Source organism: Micromonospora sp. NPDC051924, assembly GCF_055586005.1.
On record NZ_JBVJJA010000006.1, the window covers coordinates 227896 to 251923 of the forward strand.

Sequence of the window (24028 nt, forward strand, 5' to 3'; positions counted from 1 at the left end):
ACCTGAGAGGGAGCCGGTCGGCGTACCGGTCTCCGGTAGTGGCCTCCGGGCACCCCGGCATCCGCCGGTCACCCGGGCGCTTCGATCGAAGACCGGCCGTCCGAGCAGCTCCCGTGTCGCGGGCCCACGACGCGAAGGAGCACGACAGCACATGACCGAGACCAGACTCGGCACCGAATCCCGCACCGCCGTGATCGACAACGGGTCCTTCGGCACCCGGGAGATCACCTTCTCCACCGGCCGGCTGGCCCGCCAGGCCGCCGGCTCCGTCATCGCCCAACTCGGCGAGACGGTCGTCCTCTCCGCCACCACCGCCGGCAAGCAGCCGAAGGAGCAGTTCGACTTCTTCCCGCTGACCGTCGATGTCGAGGAGCGGATGTACGCCGCTGGCCGGATCCCCGGCTCGTTCTTCCGCCGCGAGGGTCGGCCCAGTGAGGACGCCATCCTCACCTGCCGCCTGATCGACCGACCGCTGCGCCCGTCGTTCGTCAAGGGCCTGCGCAACGAGGTCCAGGTCGTCGAGACCGTGCTGGCGCTCGACCCGCAGCACCCGTACGACGTCGTGGCGATCAACGCCGCCTCGATGTCGACCAAGCTTTCCGGCCTGCCGTTCTCCGGCCCGATCGGGGCCACCCGGGTCGCGCACATCGACGGCCAGTGGGTCGCCTTCCCGACCCTGGAGGAGCTGGCCCGAGCCACCTTCGACATGGTCGTGGCCGGCCGGGCGCTGGCCGACGGCGACGTCGCGATCATGATGGTCGAGGCCGAGGCGACGCCGAACGCCGTGACCCTGATCGCGGGCGGCGCCACCGCCCCGACCGAGGAGATCGTGGCCAGCGGCCTGGAGGCCGCGAAGCCGGCGATCCGCGAGCTGTGCCGCGCGCAGAGCGAGCTGGCCGAGGTGGCCGCCAAGCCGGTCGCCGAGTTCCCGGTCTTCCTGGACTACCAGGACGACGCGTACGACGCGGTGGCCGACCTGGTCCGCGCCGAGGTCGCCGAGGCCCTCAAGATCGCCGGCAAGCATGACCGCGAGGAGGCCCTGGACCGGGTCAAGGCCAAGGTCGCCGAGGAGCTCGGCCCGCGCTTCGAGGGCCGGGAGAAGGAGCTCAGCGCCGCCTTCCGGTCGCTGACCAAGTCCGAGGTCCGCAACCGGGTGCTGCGCGAGCAGGTCCGGATCGACGGCCGCGGCCCGCGCGACATCCGTCCGCTGACCGCCGAGGTCGGCGTGCTGCCGCGCGTGCACGGCTCGGCGCTCTTCGAGCGGGGCGAGACCCAGATCCTGGGCGTCACCACGCTGAACATGCTGCGCATGGAGCAGATGGTGGACACCCTGTCCCCGGAGAACCGCAAGCGCTACATGCACAACTACAACTTCCCGCCGTACTCCACCGGTGAGACCGGTCGGGTCGGTTCGCCGAAGCGGCGCGAGATCGGCCACGGCGCGCTGGCCGAGCGGGCGCTGATCCCGGTGCTGCCGTCGCGCGAGGAGTTCCCGTACGCCATCCGGCAGGTCTCCGAGGCGCTCGGCTCCAACGGCTCCACCTCGATGGGTTCGGTCTGCGCCTCGACGCTGGGCCTGCTCAGCGCCGGTGTGCCGCTGAAGGCGCCGGTCGCCGGCATCGCCATGGGTCTCATCTCGGACGAGGTCGAGGGCAAGACCGAGTACGTGACGCTGACCGACATCCTCGGCGCCGAGGACGCGTTCGGCGACATGGACTTCAAGGTCGCCGGCACCCGGGACTTCGTCACCGCGCTGCAGCTCGACACCAAGCTCAACGGCATCCCGTCGGACGTGCTGGCCGCCGCGCTCCAGCAGGCGAACGAGGCCCGGCAGACCATCCTCGACGTGATGCAGTCCGCGATCGAGGCCCCGGCCGAGATGTCGGACTACGCCCCGCGGGTCACCACCGTCAAGATCCCGGTCGACAAGATCGGCATGGTGATCGGCCCGAAGGGCCAGACCATCAACGCCATTCAGGACGAGACCGGCGCCGAGATCTCGATCGAGGACGACGGCACCATCTACGTCGGCGCGACCAACGGCCCGTCGGCCCAGGCTGCGGTCGAGCGGATCAACGCGATCGCCAACCCGACCCTGCCGAAGATGGGCGACCGATTCCTCGGCACCGTGGTGAAGACCGCCGCGTTCGGCGCCTTCATCTCGCTCCTGCCGGGCCGCGACGGCCTGCTGCACATCTCCAAGGTGGGCGACGGCAAGCGGGTCGAGAAGGTCGAGGACTTCCTCAACGTCGGCGACAAGGTCGAGGTGGAGATCGCCGACATCGACCAGCGCGGCAAGATCTACCTGGACAAGGTCCGCCCGGAGGGCGCCGAGGCGCCGGCCGCCGGCGAGGCCGCCGGTGGCGAGGCCGCCGGTGGCGAGCGTCCGGCCGGCCGCGACCGCGGCGACCGTGGCCCGCGCGACCGGGGCGACCGCGAGCGCGGCGGCCGTCCGGAGCGCGGTGAGGGTGGCGAGGGCGGCGGCGACTCCCGTCCGCGTCGCCGGACCCGGCACAGCTGATCCACCGACAGGCCGGGCGACGCTGACGGCGTCGCCCGGCCTGCGACATCTCCGGTCCGGCCCGGTGCCGTGCCCGGAGCCGTCGTCCGTGACCCCCACCCCTCGTCGTACTGAGAGCAGGTCTTCGTGAGCCGGACCCGGCGTTCGTCTTTCCCTGCGGCGCGACGGGGGGTGGCGCCGTCCGGCGCCGGCGGGTCGACCCGGGCGGTCACCCGCACGCTGAGCGAGGACCCGCTCGGCGGCACCGTCCGCCGTACGGTCCTGCCCAGCGGGCTGCGCGTGCTCACCGAGGCGATCCCGGCGATGCGCAGCGTCTCGTTCGGCATCTGGGTCGCCGTCGGCTCCCGGGACGAGACCGGGCCGCAGGCCGGCGCGGCGCACTTCCTGGAGCACCTGCTGTTCAAGGGCACCCGGAAGCGCACCGCGCTGGACATCTCCGCCGAGATCGAGGCGGTGGGCGGCGAGACCAACGCCTTCACCACGAAGGAATACACCTGCTACTACGCCCGCGTGCTGGACGAGGACCTGCCGCTGGCCATCGACGTCATGTGCGACCTGGTCGCCGACTCCGTGCTGGCCGCTCCCGACGTGGAGACCGAGCGCGGCGTAATCCTCGAAGAGATCGCGATGCACGACGACGAGCCCGGCGACGAGGTGCACGACCTGTTCGCCCGCGCCGTCTACGGCGACCACCCCCTCGGCCGGCTGATCTCCGGCACCGAGGAGACGGTCACCCCGATGACCCGGCGGCAGATCCAGAGCTTCTACCGTCGCCGCTACACCCCTCCCCAGATCGTCATCGCCGCCGCCGGGAACCTCGACCACGCCGCCGTGGTCAAGCTGGTCCGGCAGGCGCTGCGCGGCACCCCGCTGGACACCGACCCGGCGGTGCCGGCCGCGCACCGGTCGGCCACCCCGGCCGTACGCACCAAGCCGGCCGCCACCCTGGTCGAGCCGAAGGAGACCGAGCAGGCGCACGTCATCCTCGGCTGCCCCGGCATCGACCGCCTCGATGAGCGGCGCTTCGCCCTCGGCGTGCTCAACAACGTGCTCGGCGGCGGCATGTCCAGCCGGCTGTTCCAGGAGATCCGCGAGCAGCGCGGCCTGGCCTACTCGGTCTACTCGTACGCCAGCCAGTACGCCGACAGCGGGCTGTTCGCCGTCTACGCCGGCTGCGCCCCGGGCAAGGTGGACGAGGTGCTGGAGCTGACCCGGGCCGAGCTGGCCAAGGTGGCCGCCGGTGGGATCACCGCGACCGAACTGGCCCGGGGCAAGGGGATGAGCAAGGGCTCCTTCGTCCTCGGCCTGGAGGACACCGGCTCCCGGATGAGCCGGCTGGCCAAGGGTGAGCTGCTCTACGGCAACCTGATGCCGGTGGACGAGCTGCTCGCCCGGGTCGACGCGGTCACCCTGGACGAGGTGAACGCGCTCGCCGCCGACCTGCTCGGCCGGCCGATGTCCCTCGCGGTGGTCGGCCCCTTCGACGAGTCCGCCTTCTCCGCCTGACCCCTCTCGCCGGCCTTGGTGCTCGGGGCGGGATGCGGCAGATCGGGGTGTCCGCAGCCGGCAAGGGCCCGAGTTGCCGCAGCTCAAATCGATCATGATCGCGGGGTGGGACGGCGGCCGACCGCCAGGGTGGCGGCGTCCCGATTGGGATAGGTTGTGCCCCGTGACTGACGAGCAGGAGAAGAACCCGGCCGAGCCGACCCGGGTCGCCGTGCTGGGCGCCCGCGGCCGGATGGGCATGGAGGTCTGCAGGGCGGTCGACGCGGCCGCCGACCTGGACCTGGTGGCGATGATCGACCAGGGCGATCCGCTGGCCAAGGCCGCCGACGCCGGCGCCGAGGTGGTCGTCGACTTCACCACCCCCGACGTCGTCATGGACAACCTGGACTGGTGCATCGGCCAGGGCATCAACGCCGTGGTCGGCACCACCGGCTTCACCGGCCAGCGCCTGGAGCGGGTGCGCGGCTGGCTGGCGGGCAGGCCCGGGGTGGGCGTCGTGATCGCGCCCAACTTCGGCATCGGCGCGGTGCTGATGATGCAGTTCGCCGCGAAGGCGGCCCGGCACTTCGAGTCGGTCGAGATCATCGAGCAGCACCACCCCCGCAAACTGGACGCCCCCAGCGGCACCGCCACGCACACCGCCCGGCTGATCGCGCAGGCCCGCGCCGGGGCCGGTCTCGGCCCCGCCCCGGACGCCACCAAGGACGAGGTGCCCGGCGCCCGCGGCGCCGAGATCGACGGGATCCGCGTGCACGCCGTCCGCGCGGCCGGCCTGGTCGCCCACCAGGAGGTGCTCTTCGGCACCACCGGCGAGACGCTGACCATCCGGCACGACTCGCTGGACCGGGCGTCGTTCATGCCCGGCGTGCTGCTCGCCGTGCGCGCCGTGCGCAACCGGCCGGGCCTCACCGTCGGCCTGGACCCGCTGCTCGACTGAGCCACCCCGCCCGCCCGGCTGCCGGCCGGCCGTACCACGCTGGGACGGCCGGCCGTCGCGCGTCCGTGGCGGCCACGGTCCGGGGCCGGCCGCGGCGCGTCCGGTCGACCGCGGGCCGAGGCTCGCACGCAGGTCCGCAACGGCGATCAGGCACGGGGCCGGCCCTGGGGTGCAGGCTGGACGCATGACCTCGACGGACGGGCTCACCGGAATCCTCGATTCGCTGCAGGTCGCGCTCGACGACCCGACGGTCAGCCCGGCGGACGTCGCGGCCCGGGCCCATCTGTCCCGCTTCCACTTCGACCGGCTGGTCGCCGCCGCCACCGGCGAGCCGCCCGGTGCCCTGCGGCGCCGGCTGCTGCTGGAACGCGCGGCGCACCGGCTCACCACCAGCGACCGGACCGTGCTCGACATCGCCGTCGAGGCCGGGTACGGCTCGCACGAGGCGTTCACCCGCGCGTTCCAGCGGTCGTACGGGATGGCCCCGACCGCGGTCCGGCGGTGTCCGCCGCTCACCTTCCGCGAGCTGGAGCTGCCCTGCCCCAGCGGCGTCCACTTTCAGCCTCCCGGCGGCCTGCGGCTGCCGGCTGCCCACCAGGAGACTCCGATGAACGTCCTCCAGCACCTGGTCGACCACCACGTCGACACGCTCACCGCGATCATCCAGCGCGCCGGCACGCTGGACGCGGAAATGCTCGACCGGCCCATCACGGTGTCGGTGGAGACCATCGACGAGCGGCCGACCCTCCGTTCGCTGATCAACGCGATGGTCACGCAGGAGGAGCACTGGCTCTCGGCGTTGCGCGGCGGCGCGTGGCCGGACGAGAGCGACCGGTCGGTGACCGGGCTGGCCGCCCGGCACGCGGTCGCCGGGCGGGACTGGCGAGCCTTCGTGGCCCGGACGCTGGCCGACGGGACGCTCGCGGACACCTTCGTCGACACGACCTGCACGCCGCCCACCAGCCACACCCTGGGCGGGACCATCGGTCACGTGATCACCTTCGCGGCGGTCCGGCGTACCCTCGCCATCGGCGCCCTGCACAGCGCGGGGATCACCGACCTCGGCGCGGGCGACCCGCGTCCCTTCCTGGACGCCGCGGCGGCGGGCTGACGGCGGAAAGCGGTCGTCGCGCGGGTGGGTCGCGCCTAGGCTCACCCGCGTGATCGATTCCGGGATGCGCGACCGCGCTGGTCGCCAGGTGACGCTGCGGCCGGTGGACGACGACAACTGGCGGGCCGTGGCGGACGTCGCGCCCCGCGACGACCAGCGAGCCTGGGTGCCCGCCCTGGCCGCCCGCTACCTGGTGCTGACCATGCGGTCCGAGGTGTGGACCTCGCTCGCCGTGTACGCGGACGAGACGGTGGTCGGGCACGTCATGTGGGGTGTGGACGACGACGGCTCCCGCTGGATCGGCGGCATGGTGATCGACGCCGCCGAGCAGGACCGCGGAGTGGGCCGGGCGGCCGTGCGCAGCCTCGTGGACTGGCTCGCCACCGCCGGTGAGCCGATCCGCCTCAGCTACCACCCCGACAACACTTCGGCCGCCGCCCTCTACCGCTCCCTCGGCTTCCACCCCACCGGCATGGAGGACGACGAGGTGGTCGCCGAACTCGCCTCCGCCTGAGCCACGCCCTCCGGGTGCGTTTGTCGTCGCTCCAGCGACGACAAACGCACCCACATCCCGGACGCACTCCGCGCCCACTCCATTGATCAAGGAGTTCGCGTCGCAGGAGGGCCGAACCCTGACGCGAACTCCTTGATCAACCCGCTGCGGGCGAGGGGGTGTCGGCCGGGGGGCGGGGGGTGGGGACCCGGGGAGGGGTCAGGGTCAGTCCGGTGGGGAGGCCGGTGAGGGTGGGGTGGCCGGTGCGGTCGACCGTCACCGTCACCGGGGTGCCGGCGATCCGCAGACCCTCGGCGGCGAGGGCGCCGAACTCGGGGCCGGCCAGCGGGTCCAGGCGCACCCGGCCGCCCGGCACGTCGGGGTAGAGCCCGACGCCGGCCTGGAGCAGCAGCACCGCGGCCGCCGCCGACCAGGCCTGCGGATGGCAGGCCGCCGGGTACGGCACGGGTCGGCCGAGCACCGCCCGGTCGTCCCCGCCGTACAGCTCGGGGAGGCGGTAGTCGAACGTCTCGGCGGCGCCGAGCAGGCCCTCGGCCAGGCGGAGCGCGGCCTCCCGGTGCCCGGCCCGGGCCAGCCCGCCCAGCACGATCGCGGTGTCGTGCGCCCAGATCGAGCCGCAGTGGTACGACAGCGGGCTGAACCCGGCGTCGTCGGTGGACATCGTGCGCAGCCCGAAGCCGCCGGCCAGGGCCTCGGTGGAGAGCAACGCCGCCACCTGCCCCGACTCGGTGTCCGACAGCAGCCCGGTGCCGAGCAGGTGGCCGATGTTGCTGGTCAGCGAGTCGACCGGGCGCTTGTCCCGGTCCAGTGCCAGGGCGGGCTGGGGACCGTACCGGCCGTCGACCCAGAACGCCTCGCGGAACCGCCGGGCGAGCCGGTCGGCGTACCCGCGCCAGCGGTCGCCGCCGGGCCGGCCGAAGGCGTCGAGCAGGTCCGCCCCGTTCACCGCCGCCTGGTACGCGTACCCCTGCACTTCGGCCAGCACGATGGGCGGGTCGGCCAGCCGCCCGTCGCGGAAGCGGACCGCGTCGCCGGAGTCCTTCCAGCCCTGGTTGGCCAGGCCGTGGCCGGTGGTGTCGACGTACTCGACGAAGCCGTCGCCGTCGGCGTCGGCGTGCTCGCCGAGCCAGCCGAGCGCGGCCTCCAGGTGCGGCAGCAGGGGCTCGACCTGATCGGCGGGGAGACCCCAGCGCCAGGCGTCGTGCAGCAGGTTCACCCAGAGCATGGTGGCGTCGACCGTGCCGTAGTAGGCGGGCGGCAGCCGCAGCCGCAGCCCCTCGTCGGCCAGGGTGAACTCGTGCCGGCGCAGCTCGTGCAGGATCTTGCCGGGCGCCTCGCCGGTGGCCGGGTCGACCCGGACGCCCTGCCGGCGGGCGAGGACCCGGAGCGTGCCGGCGGCCAGGTCGGTGCCGAGCGGCAGCATCATCCGGGCGGCCCAGAGGCTGTCCCGTCCGAACAGGGTGAGGAACCAGGGCACCCCGGCGCCGAGGTAGACGTCCCCGGGGTGCGTGGGCTCGGCCAGCCGTAGCCCGCGCAGGTCGGCCAGGGCCCGGTCGAGCAGCCGGACCAGCCGGCGGTCGTCGGCGCGTACCTCCGGGACGGACCAGCCGGGGCCGGCGGGCGGGGCGGCCACCACGGCCTTCGGATCGGTGACGGCGAGCCGCCAGCGCAGCGTCGCGGACTCGCCGGGGGCGAGGGTGACCGGCCAGCTCAACCGGGGGGCGGTGGCCCGTTCGCCGGCGGCGTCCACGGTGGCGGCGGTGCCGGTCACCGTCACGGTGACGCCCTCGGCGGCCCACTGGACCTGGCCGGGTTCGCCGGCCTTCGCCTCCAGCGGCACGCCGCTCCCGCCGGACTTGACCACCTCGATCGGGGCCAGGTCGCAGCCGAGGTCGACGCTGACCGTGGCGTGGACCGGGCCCGAGGCGGTGGACGAGACGACGATCTCCTCGGTGACGCCGTGCGGGCCGGCCTGCCGGGTGCGGTCGATCCGGACGGTCGGGTCGGGGGTGGGGTCGCCGAGCCAGCGGGCCAGCCCGACGAAGCGGGCGCCGTGCGCCCCGGCGGGCCCGCGGGTCAGGGCCTCGGGTTCCCGGTCGTCGACCCGTAGTTCGGCGCGGGAGAGCACGCGGGCGTCGGCGTGGAAGACGCCCTGGACGCCGCTCGGCCGGATCTGACCCGCCGCGTCGCCCAGCGCGCTCGTGGGGGCGTGCACCACCCCGACCAGGTCGTGCAGCAGGGGTTGCAGGTGGCGTTCGGACAAGGGGGAACTCCCGGTGCTGATCGGTGGCCGGGGATGTCTTGACAGATGCCGCCGGCCCGGTGCAAAGTGCGAAACATTCCAGAAACTTTGAACGATCTAATCCTGCCGCATCGGAGTTGGATCGTTCAAGGCGGTGAGAGGGATTTAGTGGCTGAAAAGGTGACCATCGCGACGGTGGCCCGGCACGCACAGGTGAGCCGGCAGACGGTCTCCAACGTGCTCAACGCGCCGCACATCGTCCGCGAGGAGACCCGGCAGCGGGTGCAGGAGGCGATCGCCGCGCTCGGCTACCGGGCCAACCAGGCCGCCCGGCAGATGCGTACCGGCCGGTCCCGGCTCATCGCGGTCCGCATCGAACCCACCCGGGACGGCATCAACGGCTCGGTGCTCGACCGGTTCCTGCACGGCCTCACCGAGACCGCCGACGCCGCCGGCTACCGCGTCCTGCTCTACACCGCCCGCGACGACGACCACGAGATCGACACCTACGACGACCTGCTCGGCGCGTACGACCTGGACGCGTTCGTGCTCACCGGCACCAAGCACGGCGACCCGCGCACCGCGTGGCTCGCCGAGCGGGAGGTGCCCTTCGTGACCTTCGGCCGACCCTGGGACGCTCCCGAGGCGCACCCCTGGGTCGACGTCGACGGCGCCGCCGGCACCGCCCAGGCCACCCGGCGACTGCTCGACACCGGCCACCGCCGGATCGCCTTCCTCGGCTGGCCCGCGGGCTCCGGGGTCGGCGACGACCGGCGCGCCGGCTGGCGTACCACCCTGGCGGCGGCCGGCCTGGACGGCGCCGCGACGGACCGGGCGACCGAGGACGGCATCGCCGAGGGGGAGCGGGAGATGCGCGACCTGCTCGCCCACGACACACCGCCGACCGCGGTGGTCTGCGCCAGCGACTCGCTCGCCCTCGGCGCGCTCCAGGCGGTCCGGGACGCCGTGACGCCGGTCGCCGTCATCGGCTTCGACGACACCCCGGTCGCCGCGGCGGTCGGGCTGACCAGCCTCAGCCAACCCCTCGCGACCGCCGCCGCCCGCTGCGTCGAGCTGCTCACCGGCCTGCTCGACGGCCAGCCCACCGACCCCCACGTGCTGCTCACCCCCACGCTCGTGCTCCGGCACACCGCGTGAACCGCATCCCCCACCAGGAGAGTCAGATGACACCACGCACCCTCACCCGGGCGGCGCTCGCCGGCCTCGCCGCCGTCGCCCTGTTCGGCACCGCGGCCTGCGGCAGCGGCTTCGACGACAAGGGCAGCGACACCAAGCAGTCCAGCGGCCCGGCCAGCCTGCAGATCATGATCGGCTCCTCCGGCGACGCGGAGACCAAGGCGGTCCAGGACGCCGCCGCAAAGTGGGCGTCCGCCACCGGCAACACCGCCACCGTCACCCCGGCGCAGGACCTCGTCCAGCAGCTCGGCCAGGCGCTCGCCGGCGGCACCCCGCCGGACGTCTTCTACGTCGACGCCAGCCGCTTCGCCGACTACGCGAGCGTCGGCGCGCTGGAGCCGTACGGGGACAAGATCAGCAAGCCGGACGACTTCTACGAGAGCCTGCGCACCGCGTTCACCTACGACGGCAAGTTCTACTGCGCGCCCAAGGACTTCTCCACCCTCGCCCTCGAGATCAACACCGACCTCTGGGCGAAGGCCGGGCTGACCGACGCCGACATCCCGACCACCTGGGACCAGCTCACCGCCACCAGCCAGAAGATCAAGGCCAAGGGGCTGGTGCCGCTCGCGCTGGGCGACACCCGGGACCGGATCGGCGCGTTCCTGGTGCAGAACGGCGGCTGGCTGCTCAGCAAGGACGGCAAGCAGCCCACCGCCGACACCCCGGAGAACCTGGCCGGCCTCCAGTACGTCAAGAGCCTGCTGACCAGCGGCTACGCCCGCTACCCGAAGCAGCTCGACGCCGGCTGGTCGGGTGAGGCGTTCGGCAAGGGCAAGGCTGTGATGACCATCGAGGGCAACTGGATCAAGGGCGCCCTGCAGAACGACTTCCCGAACGTCAAGTACAAGGTCGTCGAGCTGCCCGCCGGCCCGAAGGGCAAGGGCACGCTCTCCTTCACCAACTGCTGGGGCATCGCCGCCAAGTCGAAGTACAAGGAGCAGGCGATCAAGTTCGTCGAGGCGATGACCGCCGGCGACCAGCAGATGACCTTCGCCAAGGCGTTCGGCGTGATGCCGTCCCGGCAGTCCGTGCGGGACCAGTACACCGGCGCGTTCCCCAACGACAAGCCGTTCATCGACGGCGCCGCGTACGCCCAGGGCCCGGTGAACGCCCCGAAGATGGACAGCGTCCTCAGCGACCTCGACACCGGCCTCCAGGGCCTCGCCAACGGCGACCCGAAGACGGTGCTCGGCAACTTCGACAAGAACGCCAAGGCGGCCATCGGCGGCTGAGCGGCGGCGGAGGGGTCCGGGCCGGGCCCCTCCGCGCCGGCTCCCGGGCACGACAGGGGAGGGAAGATGGCAACCGACGCACTGCGCGCCCCGGCCACCACGCCGGTCCGGCCGCCGCGTCGCCGGAGCGGTGGCATCCGGAGCAACGAGAACGTCGCCGGCTGGCTGTTCGTCGCGCCGGTGCTGGTGATCCTCGGGCTCTTCCTGCTGCTGCCGATCCTGATGGCGCTCTGGGTGAGCCTCACCAACTGGAACGGCCAGGGCAGCCCGTTCACCGGGCAGGTCCCGTTCGTCGGCGGTGACAACTACACCCGGCTGTTCACCGAGGACGGGCTGGCCTGGCGCGACTTCATGACCAGCATCCGGAACAACCTCTACTACGTGGCGCTCGTGGTGCCGGCGCAGACCGTGCTCGCCCTCGGGCTCGCCCTGGTGGTCAACAACCGGATGCTGAAGGGGAAGGGCTTCTTCCGGACCGCGTTCTACTTCCCCTCGGTCACCAGTTCGGTGGCGATCAGCGTGGTCTTCCTGTTCATGTTCGCCAACTCGGGCGCGGTCAACGCCCTGCTCGGGCTCTTCGGCATCGAGGGCCCGCAGTGGTTCGCCGACTCGCGCGGCGTGCTGCACCTGCTGCTCGGCGCCGTCGGCGTGGACACCCCGCCCGCCGCGCTCACCGCCGGCGGCCCGTTCGGGCTGACCTGGTGGGACTGGCTCGCCGGGCCGAGCGTGGCGATGATGTCGATCATCAGCCTGGTGGTCTGGACCACCTCCGGCACCTTCATGCTGATGTTCCTCGCCGCGCTGCAGAACGTCCCGGTGGTCCTCGACGAGGCGAGCACCCTGGACGGCGCGACCCGGTGGCAACGGTTCCGCCACGTCACCCTGCCGCTGATCAAGCCGACCATGTTCCTGGTGCTCACCCTCGGCCTGATCGGCTCCTGGCAGGTCTTCGACCAGGTGTACGTGATGAGCCAGGGCGACCCGGCCAAGACCACGCTCACCCCGGCGTACCTGTCGTACCGGACCGCGTTCCGGGACTTCAACTACGGCTCCGGCGCGGCGATCTCGTTCGTGCTGTTCCTGATCATCATCCTGCTCACCCTGTTCCAGCGTCGGGTGATGGCCGACCGGGACGAGCCCCGGCGGGCCCGGTGGTGGCGGCGACGCGTACCGGAGGGGTCCTGAGATGGCCGTGCTGACCGACCGGCCGGCGCCGCCCGTCCCGCGCCGCGCCGACCGCGGGCCGCGCGCCCTGGTCAACCGCTTCCTGGGGTACGCCATCCTGATCTTCTTCGGGTTGGTCTTCCTCTACCCGTTCGTCATCCAGATCGCGAACTCGCTCAAGACCGAGCCGGACGCCGCCGCGCATCCGCTCTCGCCGGTGCCCGACCCGGTCACCCTGGCCGGCTTCGAGCGGATCTTCGCCGGCACCAACTTCCCGCTCTGGCTCGGCAACTCGCTGCTGGTCACCGTCCTGGTCACGCTCGGCCGGGTGTTCTTCGACTCGCTCGCCGGCTACGCCCTCGCCCGGCTGCGCTTCCGGGGCCGGGCCGGGATCTTCGCGGCGGTCGTCGCGGTGATGGCGGTGCCCGGCGTGGTGCTGCTGATCCCCAAGTTCCTGGTGCTCAAGCAGCTCGGCCTCTACGACGGCTACGCCGGCCTGGTGGTGCCGCTGCTGGCCGACGCGGCCGGGGTGTTCATCATGAAGCAGTTCTTCGAGTCGGTCCCGGTGAGCGTCGAGGAGGCGGCCCGGATCGACGGGGCCGGCGCGTTCCGCACCTTCTGGTCGGTGGTGCTGCCGACCGCGAAGCCCGCCCTGATCACCCTGACCATCCTGTCCTTCCAGAGCTCCTGGAACGAGTTCCCGCACAGCCTGGTCGCGGTCCAGGACCCGGGGCTGTTCACCCTGCCCCGCGGGCTGGCCGACCTGGTCAGCGGCTCGCTGGGCAAGGGCACCCAGTATCCGCTCAAGCTCGGCGCCGCGCTGTTGGCCACCATTCCGGTGGCGGTGCTCTTCATGATCTTCCAGCGTTACTTCGTCCGCGACGCCAACGAGGGCGCGGACAAGGGCTGACCGGCGGCCGGCGGTCCCGCCCCGTGCCGGGACCGCCGGCACAGGATGGACGGCGCGGCCGGCCGGAACTCATCGGCGCCGGCCGCGGCGTCAGGATTCGAGGCGCGGCGGCAGGCCGAACCGGGGGAAGAGTTCGGGCTGGACGAAGTGGGTGAGCTGGACGATCCGGCCGTCGGCGACGTCCAGCAGCTGGATCGAGAAGGCCCGGTGGCCGCCGGCCGGATCGGACCGGTACTGGGCCAGCGCCGGCCCGCCGTTCGCGGCGATCCGAACCAGCCGGGAGCCCCGGCAGCCGGCGCCCGGCCCGGCCAACCAGCGGCCGATCTCCGTCGCGCCGCGCAGCCACATCGCGTACGGCGGCATGCTCTGCACCGCGTCCTCCCGCAGCAGGGCGACCAGGGCATCGACGTCGTACCGGGCGAAGGCGTCCACGTAGCGGTCGAGCAGGTCCCGGTCGGCCCGGTCGAGGTCCGGCCCGGGGGCCGCCCGATGGGGCACGTCGGACAGGGTCGTCCGGGCCCGCTGGAGCGCGCTGTTGACCGCCGGCACGCTCGTGTCGAGCAGCTCGGCGACCTCGACCGCCCGCCAGCGCAGCACGTCCCGCAGGATCAGCACCGCCCGCTGCCGGGGCGGCAGGTGCTGGAGCGCGGCGACGAACGCCAGCCGCACCGACTCCCGGGCCACCGCCAGCTCCGCCGGGTCCGCCGGGAGCACCCTGGCGTCCGGCACCGGCCCGACCCAGTCACCGCCCGGTGTGCCGAGCGACTCCGCCACCGGCGCCGACGGGGCACCCAGGTCCACCGGCAGGGCCCGCCGGCCGCGGCCCCGCAGCAGGTCCAGGCAGACGTTGGTGGCGATCCGGTAGAGCCAGGTGCGCAGGCTGGACCGGCCGTCGAACCGGTCGACGCCGCGCCAGGCCCGCAGCAGGGTCTCCTGCACCGCGTCCTCGGCGTCGAAGACGGACCCGAGCATCCGATAGGCGTAGCCGGTCAGCTCGACCCGGAACTGCTCCAGGTCGGCGGCCGTCCGCGCGGTGGCCGTGGTCATGCGGACACCGTAGGCGGACCCACCGACAGTGGACCACCCGACGGGCGCTCAGGCGGCCTCGGTGGGGACGGCGACGTGCAGGCGCAGCTGGGGGACCAGCATGTCGTCCACGTCCAGCGCCCGGGCCGCGCCGTCCGGCTCCCAGCCGGTGCTGGTGAGGAACTTCCGGGTCGCGGCGTCGGCGTCGAACGCCCAGGCCAGCGCCCGGGTGAACCCGTCGGACCGCCACTGGTCGACGGCGGCGGCGAGCAGCCGGCTGCCGTGCCCGCGCCGGCTCCAGCGCGGCTCGACCAGCAGGTCGGTCACCGCCACCACGCCGCTGTCCAGCGCGTCGGCCGGCTCGCCCGGAGCCAGCGCCTCGGCGTCGGCCGGACCGGAGGCCACGAACCCCACCAGATAGGATTGCTCGGCCTGTTCGACGGCGACCAGCACGCGGTGCGCGCCGGAGGGCGGCTCCTGCACCGCCGCGCTCCACCGCCGGGCGAGGTACGCCTCGTCCAGGTTGTCGAGCACGTGCCGGGGCAGGATCCGGCGGTACGCGACCCGCCAGGTGGCGAGCTGGAGGCGTGCGATCTCGCCGGCGTCCTCCGGACGCGCGGGGCGGACGTACCCGAGAGCCATGGCACGTGAGCCTACGCAGGGCGAGGGAGGCGACGGTGGCGCAGGGTGCCCGGCGCACGGTCGGGCAGGTCGGCGCGGTGGTGGTGCTCGCCGTCGCGGTGATCGCCTTCCTCTCGGTGGCCGCCGTCCGGCACGGCTTCTTCGACCTGCGGGTCTACTACGGCGCGCTGACCTGGTGGGTGCACGACGGCGGCGAGATCTACGACTTCCTCAAGCCCAACACCCAGTACGGCTTCACCTACCCGCCGTTCGCCGCGCTGGTCATGCTGCCGATGGCGTACCTGCCGTGGCCGGCGGCGATCACGGTGAGCGTGGTCATCACCGTGCTGGCCGGCACGGTGGTCATCTGGTGGCTGGTCGAGCCGATCGCCCGCCGGTCCGGCTGGACCCGCTGGTTCGCCCTCGCGGTGGCGCTCTGCCTGGTCGCCGCGTTCGAGCCGATGCGCGAGACGGTCAACTTCGGCCAGGTCAACATGCTGCTGCTCTTCCTGGTCGCGGTGGACCTGCTGCGGCTGCTGCCGGACGGCAGCCGGTGGGCCGGGGCCGGCATCGGCCTGGCCACCGCGATCAAGCTGACCCCCGGCATCTTCATCGTCTACCTGCTGGTCACCGGGCGCTGGCGGGCCGCGTTCACCGCGATGGGGGCGGCGGCCGCGGCGACCCTGCTCGCCGGCGCGCTCTTCCCGGACGCCTCCCGGGAGTTCTGGACCGACGCGCTCTGGAACACCGACCGGGTGGGCGAGCTGGCCTTCGTCTCCAACCAGTCGCTGCGCGGCGTGGTGGCCCGGCTGAACCCGGAGCACCCGAGCACCCTCGCCTGGCTGGCGCTGGTGCTCGCCACCCTGGCCGTCTGGGGGTGGCGCTCCCGGGCCGCGGTCGCGGCCGGCGACGAGGTCACCGGCCTGGCGCTGACCGGCGCCGCGATGTGCCTGGTCAGCCCGGTGACCTGGGTGCACCACCTGGTCTGGCTGCTGCCCGGCCTGATCCTGCTGGTCGACAACGGCGTGGCGGCGCCCGCGCGCAGCGGCCGGCGCCGCCTCCTGCTGGCCGCCGCGCTCATCGGGTACGCCTTCCTGATCAGCCGGATCGTCTGGGCCTGGGAGCAGGACTTCACCGGTGTCGGCGGCTTCCTCGGCAGCAACACCTACGTCTGGATCAGCCTGGCGCTGCTGCTCGGGTTGCCGATCCGCCGCTGGGCCACGCCGACCGGCGGTGGGCCCGCCGACCGGGACGGGCCGTCCGGGTCAGCCGTCGAGCCGGGCGGTGTAGCGCACCTCCCGGAGCCGGACCGGGTCACGCCCGCCGGAGAGCGGCACCGGATAGGTGGACTCCGCACCGTCGGGTGACAGGCCGGCCCGCTCGTAGAACCGGCGGGCCCGGACGTTGTCGGCGAGCACCCAGAGCCGATACTCCGCCCACCCCCGCTCGGTCAGCCCCGCCCGCGCCGCGGTGAGCAGCGCCCGCCCCGTCCCGGTGCCCCAGTGCGCCGGCTCCAGGTACATCGCCAGGATCTCGCCGTACCTCGGGTCGAGGTCGCCGCGATCCTGGTTGTTCCGGTACGGCCCGAAGGTGGCGAACCCGGCGACCGTCCCGTGGGCCTCCGCGAGCAGCGTGGTGAAGGGGTGCTCCGGGTCGGCGGTGCCGAGGTCGCGGCGGCGCTGGGCCCAGGCGGCCGGGTTGAGCCGGCGCAGCACCTCGTCCGGCATGATCCCGGCGTATCCCGCCTGCCAGCTGTGCACGTGCACCCGGGCGACCGCCTCCGCGTCGTCCGGCTCCTCCCGGCGAATGGTGAGCACCCGTCCGTTCTATTACTCGACGGGGGACGGGTCCAGCGTCCGCCGTCGTGTCGTACCGGTGGATTAAGGTCGCCGACGATGGCCGTACCGGAATCGCTCTCGCTCGCCCAGGCCCGGCGGATCGCACTGGCCGCCCAGGGCTTCGCCGACCCGGCGCCCACCGGCGTGCCCACCCGCCGGCACCTGCGCCGGGTGCTGGACCGGGTCGGGCTGATCCAGATGGACTCGGTCAACGTCCTGCAACGCGCGCACTACCTGCCGCTCTACAGCCGGCTCGGGCCCTACCCGACCGCCCTGCTCGACACCGCGGCCTACCGGCGCCCCCGCGAGCTCTTCGAATACTGGGGCCACGAGGCGTCGCTGGTCCCGGTGGGCCTGCACCCGGCGCTGCGCTGGCGGATGGCCCGGGCCCGCGACGAGGCCTGGGGCTGGATGCGCCGGATCGCCCAGGAGCAGCCGGAGCTGGTCGCCTGGGTCCGCGACGAGGTGGCCGCCAAGGGGCCGCTCACCGCCGCCGAGATCGAGCACGACGCGCCCCGGGAGACCGGCAACTGGGGCTGGAACTGGTCGACCGTCAAGCGGGCCCTGGAATACCTGTTCTGGGCCGGCGAGGTGACCGCCGCCGACCGCACGCCCTCCTTCGCCCGCCGCTACGACCTGCCGGAACGGGTGCTGCCGACGGCCGTGCTCGACGCGCCCACGCCGACCGAGGCGGACGCCCACCGCGCCCTGGTCGCGGTCGCCGCCCGGTCGCTGGGCGTGGCGGCCGAGCCGGAGCTGCGCGACTACTTCCGGCTGCCGGCGGCCGGCGCCCGGCGGGCGGTCGCCGAGCTGGTCGAGGCGGGCGAGCTGACCCCGGTCACCGTCGAGGGCTGGCGGCAGCCGGCCTACCTGCACGCCGAGGCCCGGCTGCCCCGCTGGGTGCGCGGCAACACCCTGGTCAGCCCGTTCGACCCGATCGTCTGGGAGCGGGCCCGCGCCGAGCGGCTCTTCGGCTTCACCTACCGCATCGAGATCTACGTGCCCGCCCCGCAGCGGGTGTACGGCTACTACGTGCTGCCGTTCCTGCAGGGGGAGCGGTTCACCGCCCGGGTCGACCTCAAGGCCGACCGGAGGTCCGGGGTGCTGCTGGTGCCGGCCGCCTGGCGGGAGCCCGGGGCGGATCCGGGCGAGACGGCGGTGGCGCTGGCCGCCGAGCTGCACCGGCTCGCCGGCTGGCTCGGCCTGGACGCGGTCGCCCCGCCGGAGGCCGGCGACCTGGCTGCCCCGCTGGCCGCCGCGCTGGTGGGCGTGGCGGGTGTACGGTGAGCGCGTGACGAGCGTTGACCGGCCCGGCGCCCCGGCCGCCCCGCAGACGGTCCCCGTCCCGCCGACCGGCCCGACCGCCCCGGTCCCGCCGACCGGCCTGGCCGGCCCGGCCCCGGCCGCCGGCCCGCACGCCGAGGCCGTCATGACGGCCGGCCCGCCCGCCGCTTCCGCTCCCGACGGCTCGCCGATCTGGCCGGCCGGGGTCGCCTACCAGCCGGTCGAGCCGGACCGGTTCACCCGGCTGGTGCTGCGCCTGCACGCCCGCGCCCCGCGCTGGGCGGTGCCCCTCGCGGCGCTCGGCTGCGTCGGCGTCGGCATGGCGTACGCGTTGCTGAGCGACCCGACCCACGCCGAGCCCGACGCGCGCCCGACCTGCCTGCTCAAGCTCACCACCGGGCTGGACTGCCCGGGCTGCGGCGGCACCCGCGCCCTCTGGTACGTGCTGCACGGCGACCTGCCGGCCGCCGCCCGGCACCACTTCCTCTTCGTCTTCTCGCTGCCCTTCCTGGCCTACCTCTTCGTCACCTGGGCCGGGAACCGGGCGTTCGGCTGGCGGCTGCCGGAGCTGCGGCTCAGCCCCAAGGTGATCGGCGGCTTCCTGGCGATCTGGTTCGCCTTCTCGGTGATCCGCAACCTGCCCTGGGCCCCGTTCACCTCGCTCTACGTCTGACCGCTCCACCGCCGCGCCCCGGCTCCGACCCGGCCGGGCGGCAGCGCCCGCCCGGTGATCCACTCGTTTTACGGCAGGGCGGGGCGGCGAGATCTTGGACACTTGCCGCCGGACGGGACCGGGAAGTGTCCGGGATTCGCTGGTGGTGCGGCGGTTCACGTCGGCGTGCCCAGGTTTCGCGACCGGCACACGGGCCACTACAGTCGCAGGAATGCCGGAGATGGTGCAGCCCCAGGTCAAGCTGATCGCGTGGACCCAGTTCCAGGCCCCGGACGACGTGCCGTGGTCGACCGACGCCGAGGGCGGTCAGGCCCTCGCCGAGTTCGCCGGCCGGGCCTGCTACCAGAGCTGGAAGAAGCCGAACCCGGTCACCGCCACCAATGCCGGCTACCTGGCGCACATCCTCGAGGTGGGCCACCTCTCCGTGCTGGAGCACGGCTCGGTGAGCTTCTACTTCAGCGGGGTCTCCCGGTCCTTCACCCACGAGTTGATCCGGCACCGGCACTTCTCGTACTCCCAGCTCTCCCAGCGGTACGTGCCCGAGCGGGACGCGGCCATGGTCGAGCCGGCGGTGATCGCCGACGACCCGGAGCTGCACAAGAAGTTCGTCGAGGCGAGCGAGGCGGCCGTCCGGGCGTACACCGAGCTGCTGGAGGGCCTGGAGGCCCGCTTCGTCGACGAGCCCAACCCGACGCTGCGCCGCAAGCAGGCCCGGCAGGCGGCCCGCGCCGTGCTGCCCAACGCCACCGAGACCCGGATCGTGGTCACCGGCAACTACCGGGCCTGGCGGCACTTCATCAAGATGCGCGCCACCGAGCACGCCGACGTGGAGATCCGCGAGCTGGCGATCGAGTGCCTGCGGCAGCTCCAGGGGGTCGCGCCGAACGTCTTCGCCGACTTCGTGATCTCGACGCTGCCCGACGGCACCGAGGTGGCCGCCAGCCCGCACGCCGAGTGAGTCCTGCGCCCTTCGCCGCCGGGGCCCCGGTGGTCGTCCGCTAGGTTGTGAACATGACGCACGACCACCTTGCCGCCCCCGACCGGGGCGCGTCGCGCCCCTTCGGGCGACTGATCACGGCCATGGTGACGCCGTTCACCGCCGACGGGTCCCTGGACCTGGACGGCGCCGTCCGGCTGGCCCGGCATCTCGTCGACGAGCAGGGCAACGACGCGCTGGTGCTCAACGGCACCACCGGCGAGTCGCCGACCACCACCGACGCGGAAAAGGAGTCCCTGATCCGCGCGGTCGCGGAGGCGGTCGGCGACCGGGCCAGGATCGTCGCCGGCGTCGGCACCAACGACACCCGGCACACCATCGAGCTGGCCACCCAGGCGGAGAAGGCCGGCGCGCACGGCCTGCTGGTGGTCACCCCGTACTACAACAAGCCGCCGCAGAGCGGGCTGCTGCGGCACTTCACCGCGGTCGCCGACGCCACCGGGCTGCCGGTCATGCTGTACGACATCCCGCACCGGGCCGGCACCGCGATCGCCACCGACACCCTGGTGAAGCTGGCCGAGCACGGCCGGATCGTCGCGGTCAAGGACGCCAAGGGCGACCTCACCGCCACCTCCTGGGTGCTCAGCCGCTGCGACCTGGCCTACTACAGCGGCGAGGACTCGCTGACCCTGCCGGCCCTCGCGGTCGGCGCGGTGGGCGTGGTCGGCACGTCGACCCACTTCACCGGCGTACAGACCAAGCAGCTGATCGAGGCGTACGAGGCGGGGGACACCGCCACCGCGCTGGCGCTGCACCGGCGGCTGCTGCCCCTGTTCACCGGCATCTTCCGTACCCAGGGCGTGATCCTGGTGAAGGCGGGCCTGGCGGCCAAGGGGCTGCCGGCCGGCCCGGTGCGGCCGCCGCTGGTGGACGCCACCGCGGACGAACTGGCCCAGCTGCGCGCCGACTGCGCGGCGGCGGGGCTGGCCCTTCCCGAATGACCGAACGACACGACGGACGCCGGGCAACGGCGTCGCAGAATGAGGTGGACGCGTGACCGAGGCGCACATCGAGGGTGAACTTCCCCCGCCGCTGCCGGAGGGCGGCCTGCGGATCATCCCGCTGGGTGGGCTCGGCGCCATCGGCCGGAACATGACCGTCTTCGAGTACGACGGCAAGCTGCTGATCGTCGACTGCGGGGTGCTCTTCCCCGACGTGGAGCAGCCGGGCGTGGACCTGATCCTGCCCGACTTCGGTCCGATCCTGGACCGGCTCGACGACGTCCAGGCGATCGTGCTGACCCACGGCCACGAGGACCACATCGGCGCGGTGCCGTACCTGCTCGCCCACAAGCCGGACATCCCGCTGGTCGGCTCCCAGTTCACGCTGGCCCTGGTCGAGGCGAAGCTGGCCGAGCGGCGGATCCAGCCGTACACGCTGACCGTCGCCGAGGGGCGGCGGGAGCGGCTCGGCCCGTTCGAGTGCGAGTTCTTCGCAGTAAACCACTCCATCCCGGACGCCCTCGCGGTCGCCGTCCGCACCGGGGCCGGCCTGGTGCTGCACACCGGTGACTTCAAGATGGACCAGCTTCCGCTGGACGGCCGGATCACCGACCTGGCCGGGTTCGCCCGGCTCGGCGCCGAGGGCGTGGACCTGCTGCTGTCGGACTCCACCAACGCCGAGATCCCCGGCTTCGTCACCCCGGAGCGGGAGATCGGGCCGGTGCTCGACTCGATCTTCGCCAAGGCGCGCGGCCGGATCATCGTCGCCTCGTTCGCCTCGCACGTGCACCGGGTGCAGCAGGTCTTCGACTCGGCCGTCGAACACGGCCGCAAGGTGGCGCTGATCGGCCGGTCGATGGTCCGCAACATGGGCATCGCCCGTGACCTCGGCCTGCTCAACATCCCGCCCGGCCTGGTGGTCGGGCTGGAGGAGGCGACCGCGCTGCCGCCGGAGCAGATCGTGCTGATGTCCACCGGTTCGCAGGGCGAGCCGATGAGCGCCCTGGGCCGGATGGCCAGCGGCGACCACCGGCACATCACCATCGCCCCCGGCGACACCGTGGTCCTCGCCAGCTCGCTGGTGCCGGGCAACGAGACCTCGGTCTACCGGGTGATCAACCGCCTGGCCCGGGCCGGCGCGACGGTGATCCACAAGGACGTGGCCAAGGTGCACGTCTCCGGGCACGCCCCCGCCGGTGAGCTGCTCTACCTGCTCAACGTCACCCGCCCGAGCAACCTGATGCCGGTGCACGGCGAGTGGCGGCACCTGCGGGCGCACGCCCGGCTCGGCATCGAGTCCGGTGTCGCGCCGGACCGGGTGGTGCTCTGCGAGGACGGCGACGTCGTCGACCTGGTCGACGGGCGGGCCAGCCTGGTCGGCCACGTGAAGAGCCGGTACGTCTACGTCGACGGCCTGGCCGTCGGCGACGTCAGCGAGTCGCTGCTCACCGAGCGGCGGATCCTCGGCGACGGCGGCTTCATCGCCGCCACCGTCGTGGTCGACTCGGTCACCGGCAAGGTGGTCGGCGGGCCGACCGTCTCCGCCAAGGGCTTCTCCGAGGACCCGGAGGCGTTCAGCCCCGTGATCCGGCTGGTCACCGAGGCGCTCAACCGGGCCGCCGCGGACGGGATCACCGACCCGCACCAGCTCCAGCAGATCGTCCGGCGCACCGTCGGCCGCTGGGTCAACGACGCGTACCGCCGCCGGCCGATGATCGTCCCGACCGTCGTCGAGGTCTGACCGAGGCAGCTCCGCACGCCGGTCCACCGTCCGCGGTGGGCCGGCGTCGTCGCGTTCCGGGTACGCCTCGACACGCTCCGCCGAAGCCGCCAGTCCGACTTCAACCGATCGGCGGCCCGCTCCGTACTCCGGTCCGGCCGGCGTACCCCGCGCCGGCCGGGAGGAGCGTGGCGGATGGACCGCAGACGGATGACAGCCATCGGCGTACTGGTGGCGGCGGTGGGCGCGGCGGCGGCGGTGACCCTGCCGTCGTTCGCCGGGGAGAACGTGACGACCGGGCGGACCGCGCCCGCGGTGTCCGACGACGCCGCGCCCGAGGTGCTGGACGCGCTGAGCCGCGACCTCTCGCTGACCCGCGACCGGGCGGTCCGGCGGTTGAGGACCGAGCGGTGGGCCACCGGCACGGTCACCCGGCTCCGGGCCGAGCTGGGCGCCGACTACGGCGGCAGCTGGCTCGGCGCCGACGGGACCACGCTGAACGTGGCGGTGACCGACCCGGCCCAGGCGGCCCGGGTCACCGCCGCCGGGGCGGTGCCGAAGCAGGTCGACCAGGGGGTCGCCGAGCTGAACGCGGTGAAGTCCCGCCTGGACGCGGCCGGCGCCCAGGCCGGCCCCGATGTCACCGGCTGGTACGTCGACGTGCCGACCAACTCGGTGGTGGTGCTCGCCCAGCCCGGTGCGGCGGTGTCCGGCCGCCGGTTCGCCGAGGCCAGCGGCCTGCCCGCCAACGCGGTACGGGTGCGGACCGCCGCCGAGAACCCGCGCCCGCTCTTCGACGTCCGGGGCGGTGACGCGTACTTCATCAACAACGCCGGCCGCTGCTCGGTCGGCTTCTCCGTGGTCGGCGGCTTCGTCACCGCCGGGCACTGCGGCCGGCCCGGTGACCGGACCACCGGCGCGAACCGGGTCGCCCAGGGCACCTTCCGGGCCTCCTCGTTCCCCGGCGACGACTGGGCGTTCGTCGAGGTCAACAGCGACTGGGCGCCGCAGGGCGTGGTGAACGACTTCAACGGCGGCGCCGTCCCGGTGAACGGCTCCACCGAGGCCCCGGTCGGCGCCTCGGTCTGCCGATCCGGCTCCACCACCGGCACCCACTGCGGGGTCATTCAGGCCAGGAACGCCACGGTGAACTATCCGGAGGGCACGGTCACCGGGCTGACCCGCACCGACGTCTGCGCCGAGCCGGGCGACTCCGGCGGCGCGTGGCTCTCCGGCGACCAGGCGCAGGGCGTCACCTCGGGCGGCTCCGGCGACTGCACCCGGGGCGGGGTGACCTTCTTCCAGCCGGTCAACGAGATCCTGCAGCGCAACAACCTGACCCTGGTCACCGCGAACGGCCGGTCGGCGCCCGCCGCGCCGCCGGCCGGGGGCGGGGCCACCGCCGCGCGGGACGGGTACGCCCCGGCGTTCTCCGCCCGCTGAGGCTCCCTCCCGCACCGCGGCCCGGGGGGGGGGGGGCCCCCCCCCCCCCCCCGGGGGGGGGGGGGGGGGGGGGGGGGGGGGGGGGGCTGGGGGGGGGGGCTCCCCCTTGCCCGCCCCCCCGCCGCCGCGCCCCCGCCGCCGCCCCTAC

20 protein-coding genes are annotated in these 24028 nt (G+C 73.6%); 16 read left to right on the top strand and 4 right to left on the bottom strand.

The genetic code is table 11. The annotated features are described in order from the left end of the window. Window positions 1-151 precede the first annotated feature (151 nt). From ACZ6S5_RS07235 to ACZ6S5_RS07255, 5 genes are all read left to right on the top strand, one after another. On the top strand, window positions 152-2521 hold the full coding sequence (locus ACZ6S5_RS07235; RefSeq protein ID WP_465998636.1) for a polyribonucleotide nucleotidyltransferase: 2370 nt from the start codon (window positions 152-154) through the stop codon (window positions 2519-2521). Window positions 2522-2692: 171 nt separating this feature from the next. Then, on the top strand, window positions 2693-4027 hold the full coding sequence (locus ACZ6S5_RS07240) for a M16 family metallopeptidase (protein WP_465998638.1): 1335 nt from the start codon (window positions 2693-2695) through the stop codon (window positions 4025-4027). Between the two features lie 163 nt (window positions 4028-4190). Then, window positions 4191-4964, top strand: a complete 774-nt coding sequence (gene dapB / locus ACZ6S5_RS07245; RefSeq protein ID WP_465998640.1) for a 4-hydroxy-tetrahydrodipicolinate reductase — start codon at window positions 4191-4193, stop codon at window positions 4962-4964. A 184-nt stretch (window positions 4965-5148) separates the two neighbouring features. After that, window positions 5149-6075: a helix-turn-helix transcriptional regulator gene (locus ACZ6S5_RS07250; RefSeq protein WP_465998642.1), complete on the top strand. Its 927-nt coding sequence runs from the start codon at window positions 5149-5151 to the stop codon at window positions 6073-6075. Between the two features lie 49 nt (window positions 6076-6124). Next, complete coding sequence (locus ACZ6S5_RS07255) at window positions 6125-6589, top strand: GNAT family N-acetyltransferase (RefSeq protein WP_465998644.1); 465 nt, start codon at window positions 6125-6127, stop codon at window positions 6587-6589. A 136-nt stretch (window positions 6590-6725) separates the two neighbouring features. On the opposite strand, the gene ACZ6S5_RS07260 is transcribed toward ACZ6S5_RS07255, so the two are convergent. Continuing rightward, window positions 6726-8852, bottom strand: a complete 2127-nt coding sequence (locus ACZ6S5_RS07260; protein ID WP_465998646.1) for an amylo-alpha-1,6-glucosidase — start codon at window positions 8850-8852, stop codon at window positions 6726-6728. 147 nt (window positions 8853-8999) lie between these two features. On the opposite strand from ACZ6S5_RS07260, the gene ACZ6S5_RS07265 reads away from it, so the two are divergent. From ACZ6S5_RS07265 to ACZ6S5_RS07280, 4 genes are all read left to right on the top strand, one after another. Further along, the gene (locus ACZ6S5_RS07265; protein WP_465998647.1) at window positions 9000-9989 is read left to right on the top strand and encodes a LacI family DNA-binding transcriptional regulator; all 990 of its coding nucleotides are present in this window, start codon (window positions 9000-9002) and stop codon (window positions 9987-9989) included. A gap of 26 nt (window positions 9990-10015) precedes the next feature. Then, complete coding sequence (locus ACZ6S5_RS07270) at window positions 10016-11263, top strand: sugar ABC transporter substrate-binding protein (RefSeq protein ID WP_465998649.1); 1248 nt, start codon at window positions 10016-10018, stop codon at window positions 11261-11263. Between the two features lie 66 nt (window positions 11264-11329). Next, window positions 11330-12448: a carbohydrate ABC transporter permease gene (locus ACZ6S5_RS07275; protein ID WP_465998651.1), complete on the top strand. Its 1119-nt coding sequence runs from the start codon at window positions 11330-11332 to the stop codon at window positions 12446-12448. A 1-nt stretch (window position 12449) separates the two neighbouring features. Continuing rightward, entirely contained in the window at window positions 12450-13337 is an 888-nt protein-coding gene (locus tag ACZ6S5_RS07280) for a carbohydrate ABC transporter permease (protein WP_465998653.1), read from the top strand. Window positions 13338-13427: 90 nt separating this feature from the next. Here ACZ6S5_RS07280 and ACZ6S5_RS07285 read toward each other — a convergent pair whose 3' ends face one another. Further along, window positions 13428-14384 (bottom strand): sigma-70 family RNA polymerase sigma factor, encoded by a 957-nt coding sequence (locus tag ACZ6S5_RS07285; RefSeq protein WP_465998655.1) that lies wholly within the window; start codon window positions 14382-14384, stop codon window positions 13428-13430. 48 nt (window positions 14385-14432) lie between these two features. After that, window positions 14433-15005: a GNAT family N-acetyltransferase gene (locus tag ACZ6S5_RS07290; RefSeq protein ID WP_465998657.1), complete on the bottom strand. Its 573-nt coding sequence runs from the start codon at window positions 15003-15005 to the stop codon at window positions 14433-14435. Window positions 15006-15040: 35 nt separating this feature from the next. Here ACZ6S5_RS07290 and ACZ6S5_RS07295 point away from each other — a divergent pair, with 35 nt between their 5' ends. After that, window positions 15041-16351, top strand: coding sequence for a glycosyltransferase family 87 protein (locus ACZ6S5_RS07295; RefSeq protein WP_465998659.1), 1311 nt, complete (start codon window positions 15041-15043; stop codon window positions 16349-16351). Here ACZ6S5_RS07295 and ACZ6S5_RS07300 read toward each other — a convergent pair. Beyond that, window positions 16250-16801, bottom strand: coding sequence for a GNAT family N-acetyltransferase (locus ACZ6S5_RS07300; protein WP_465998661.1), 552 nt, complete (start codon window positions 16799-16801; stop codon window positions 16250-16252). The genes ACZ6S5_RS07295 and ACZ6S5_RS07300 overlap by 102 nt on opposite strands. A 78-nt stretch (window positions 16802-16879) precedes the next feature. Between ACZ6S5_RS07300 and ACZ6S5_RS07305 the strand changes: the two genes are divergently transcribed. The 6 genes from ACZ6S5_RS07305 to ACZ6S5_RS07330 all read left to right on the top strand — a co-directional run bounded on the left by ACZ6S5_RS07305 (window position 16880) and on the right by ACZ6S5_RS07330 (window position 23880). Further along, on the top strand, window positions 16880-18109 hold the full coding sequence (locus ACZ6S5_RS07305; RefSeq protein WP_465998663.1) for a winged helix-turn-helix domain-containing protein: 1230 nt from the start codon (window positions 16880-16882) through the stop codon (window positions 18107-18109). A 142-nt stretch (window positions 18110-18251) separates the two neighbouring features. Continuing rightward, window positions 18252-18779 carry a DUF2752 domain-containing protein gene (locus ACZ6S5_RS07310; protein ID WP_465998692.1) on the top strand — a complete coding sequence of 176 codons (528 nt, stop codon included), beginning with the start codon at window positions 18252-18254 and terminating at the stop codon, window positions 18777-18779. Between the two features lie 220 nt (window positions 18780-18999). Continuing rightward, window positions 19000-19737, top strand: a complete 738-nt coding sequence (gene thyX / locus ACZ6S5_RS07315; protein ID WP_465998694.1) for an FAD-dependent thymidylate synthase — start codon at window positions 19000-19002, stop codon at window positions 19735-19737. A 53-nt stretch (window positions 19738-19790) separates the two neighbouring features. Next, window positions 19791-20717: a 4-hydroxy-tetrahydrodipicolinate synthase gene (dapA, locus tag ACZ6S5_RS07320; protein WP_465998664.1), complete on the top strand. Its 927-nt coding sequence runs from the start codon at window positions 19791-19793 to the stop codon at window positions 20715-20717. 52 nt (window positions 20718-20769) lie between these two features. Beyond that, on the top strand, window positions 20770-22458 hold the full coding sequence (locus tag ACZ6S5_RS07325) for a ribonuclease J (protein ID WP_465998665.1): 1689 nt from the start codon (window positions 20770-20772) through the stop codon (window positions 22456-22458). Window positions 22459-22632: 174 nt separating this feature from the next. Continuing rightward, on the top strand, window positions 22633-23880 hold the full coding sequence (locus tag ACZ6S5_RS07330) for a S1 family peptidase (protein WP_465998667.1): 1248 nt from the start codon (window positions 22633-22635) through the stop codon (window positions 23878-23880). The last annotated feature ends 148 nt before the right edge of the window (window positions 23881-24028 follow it).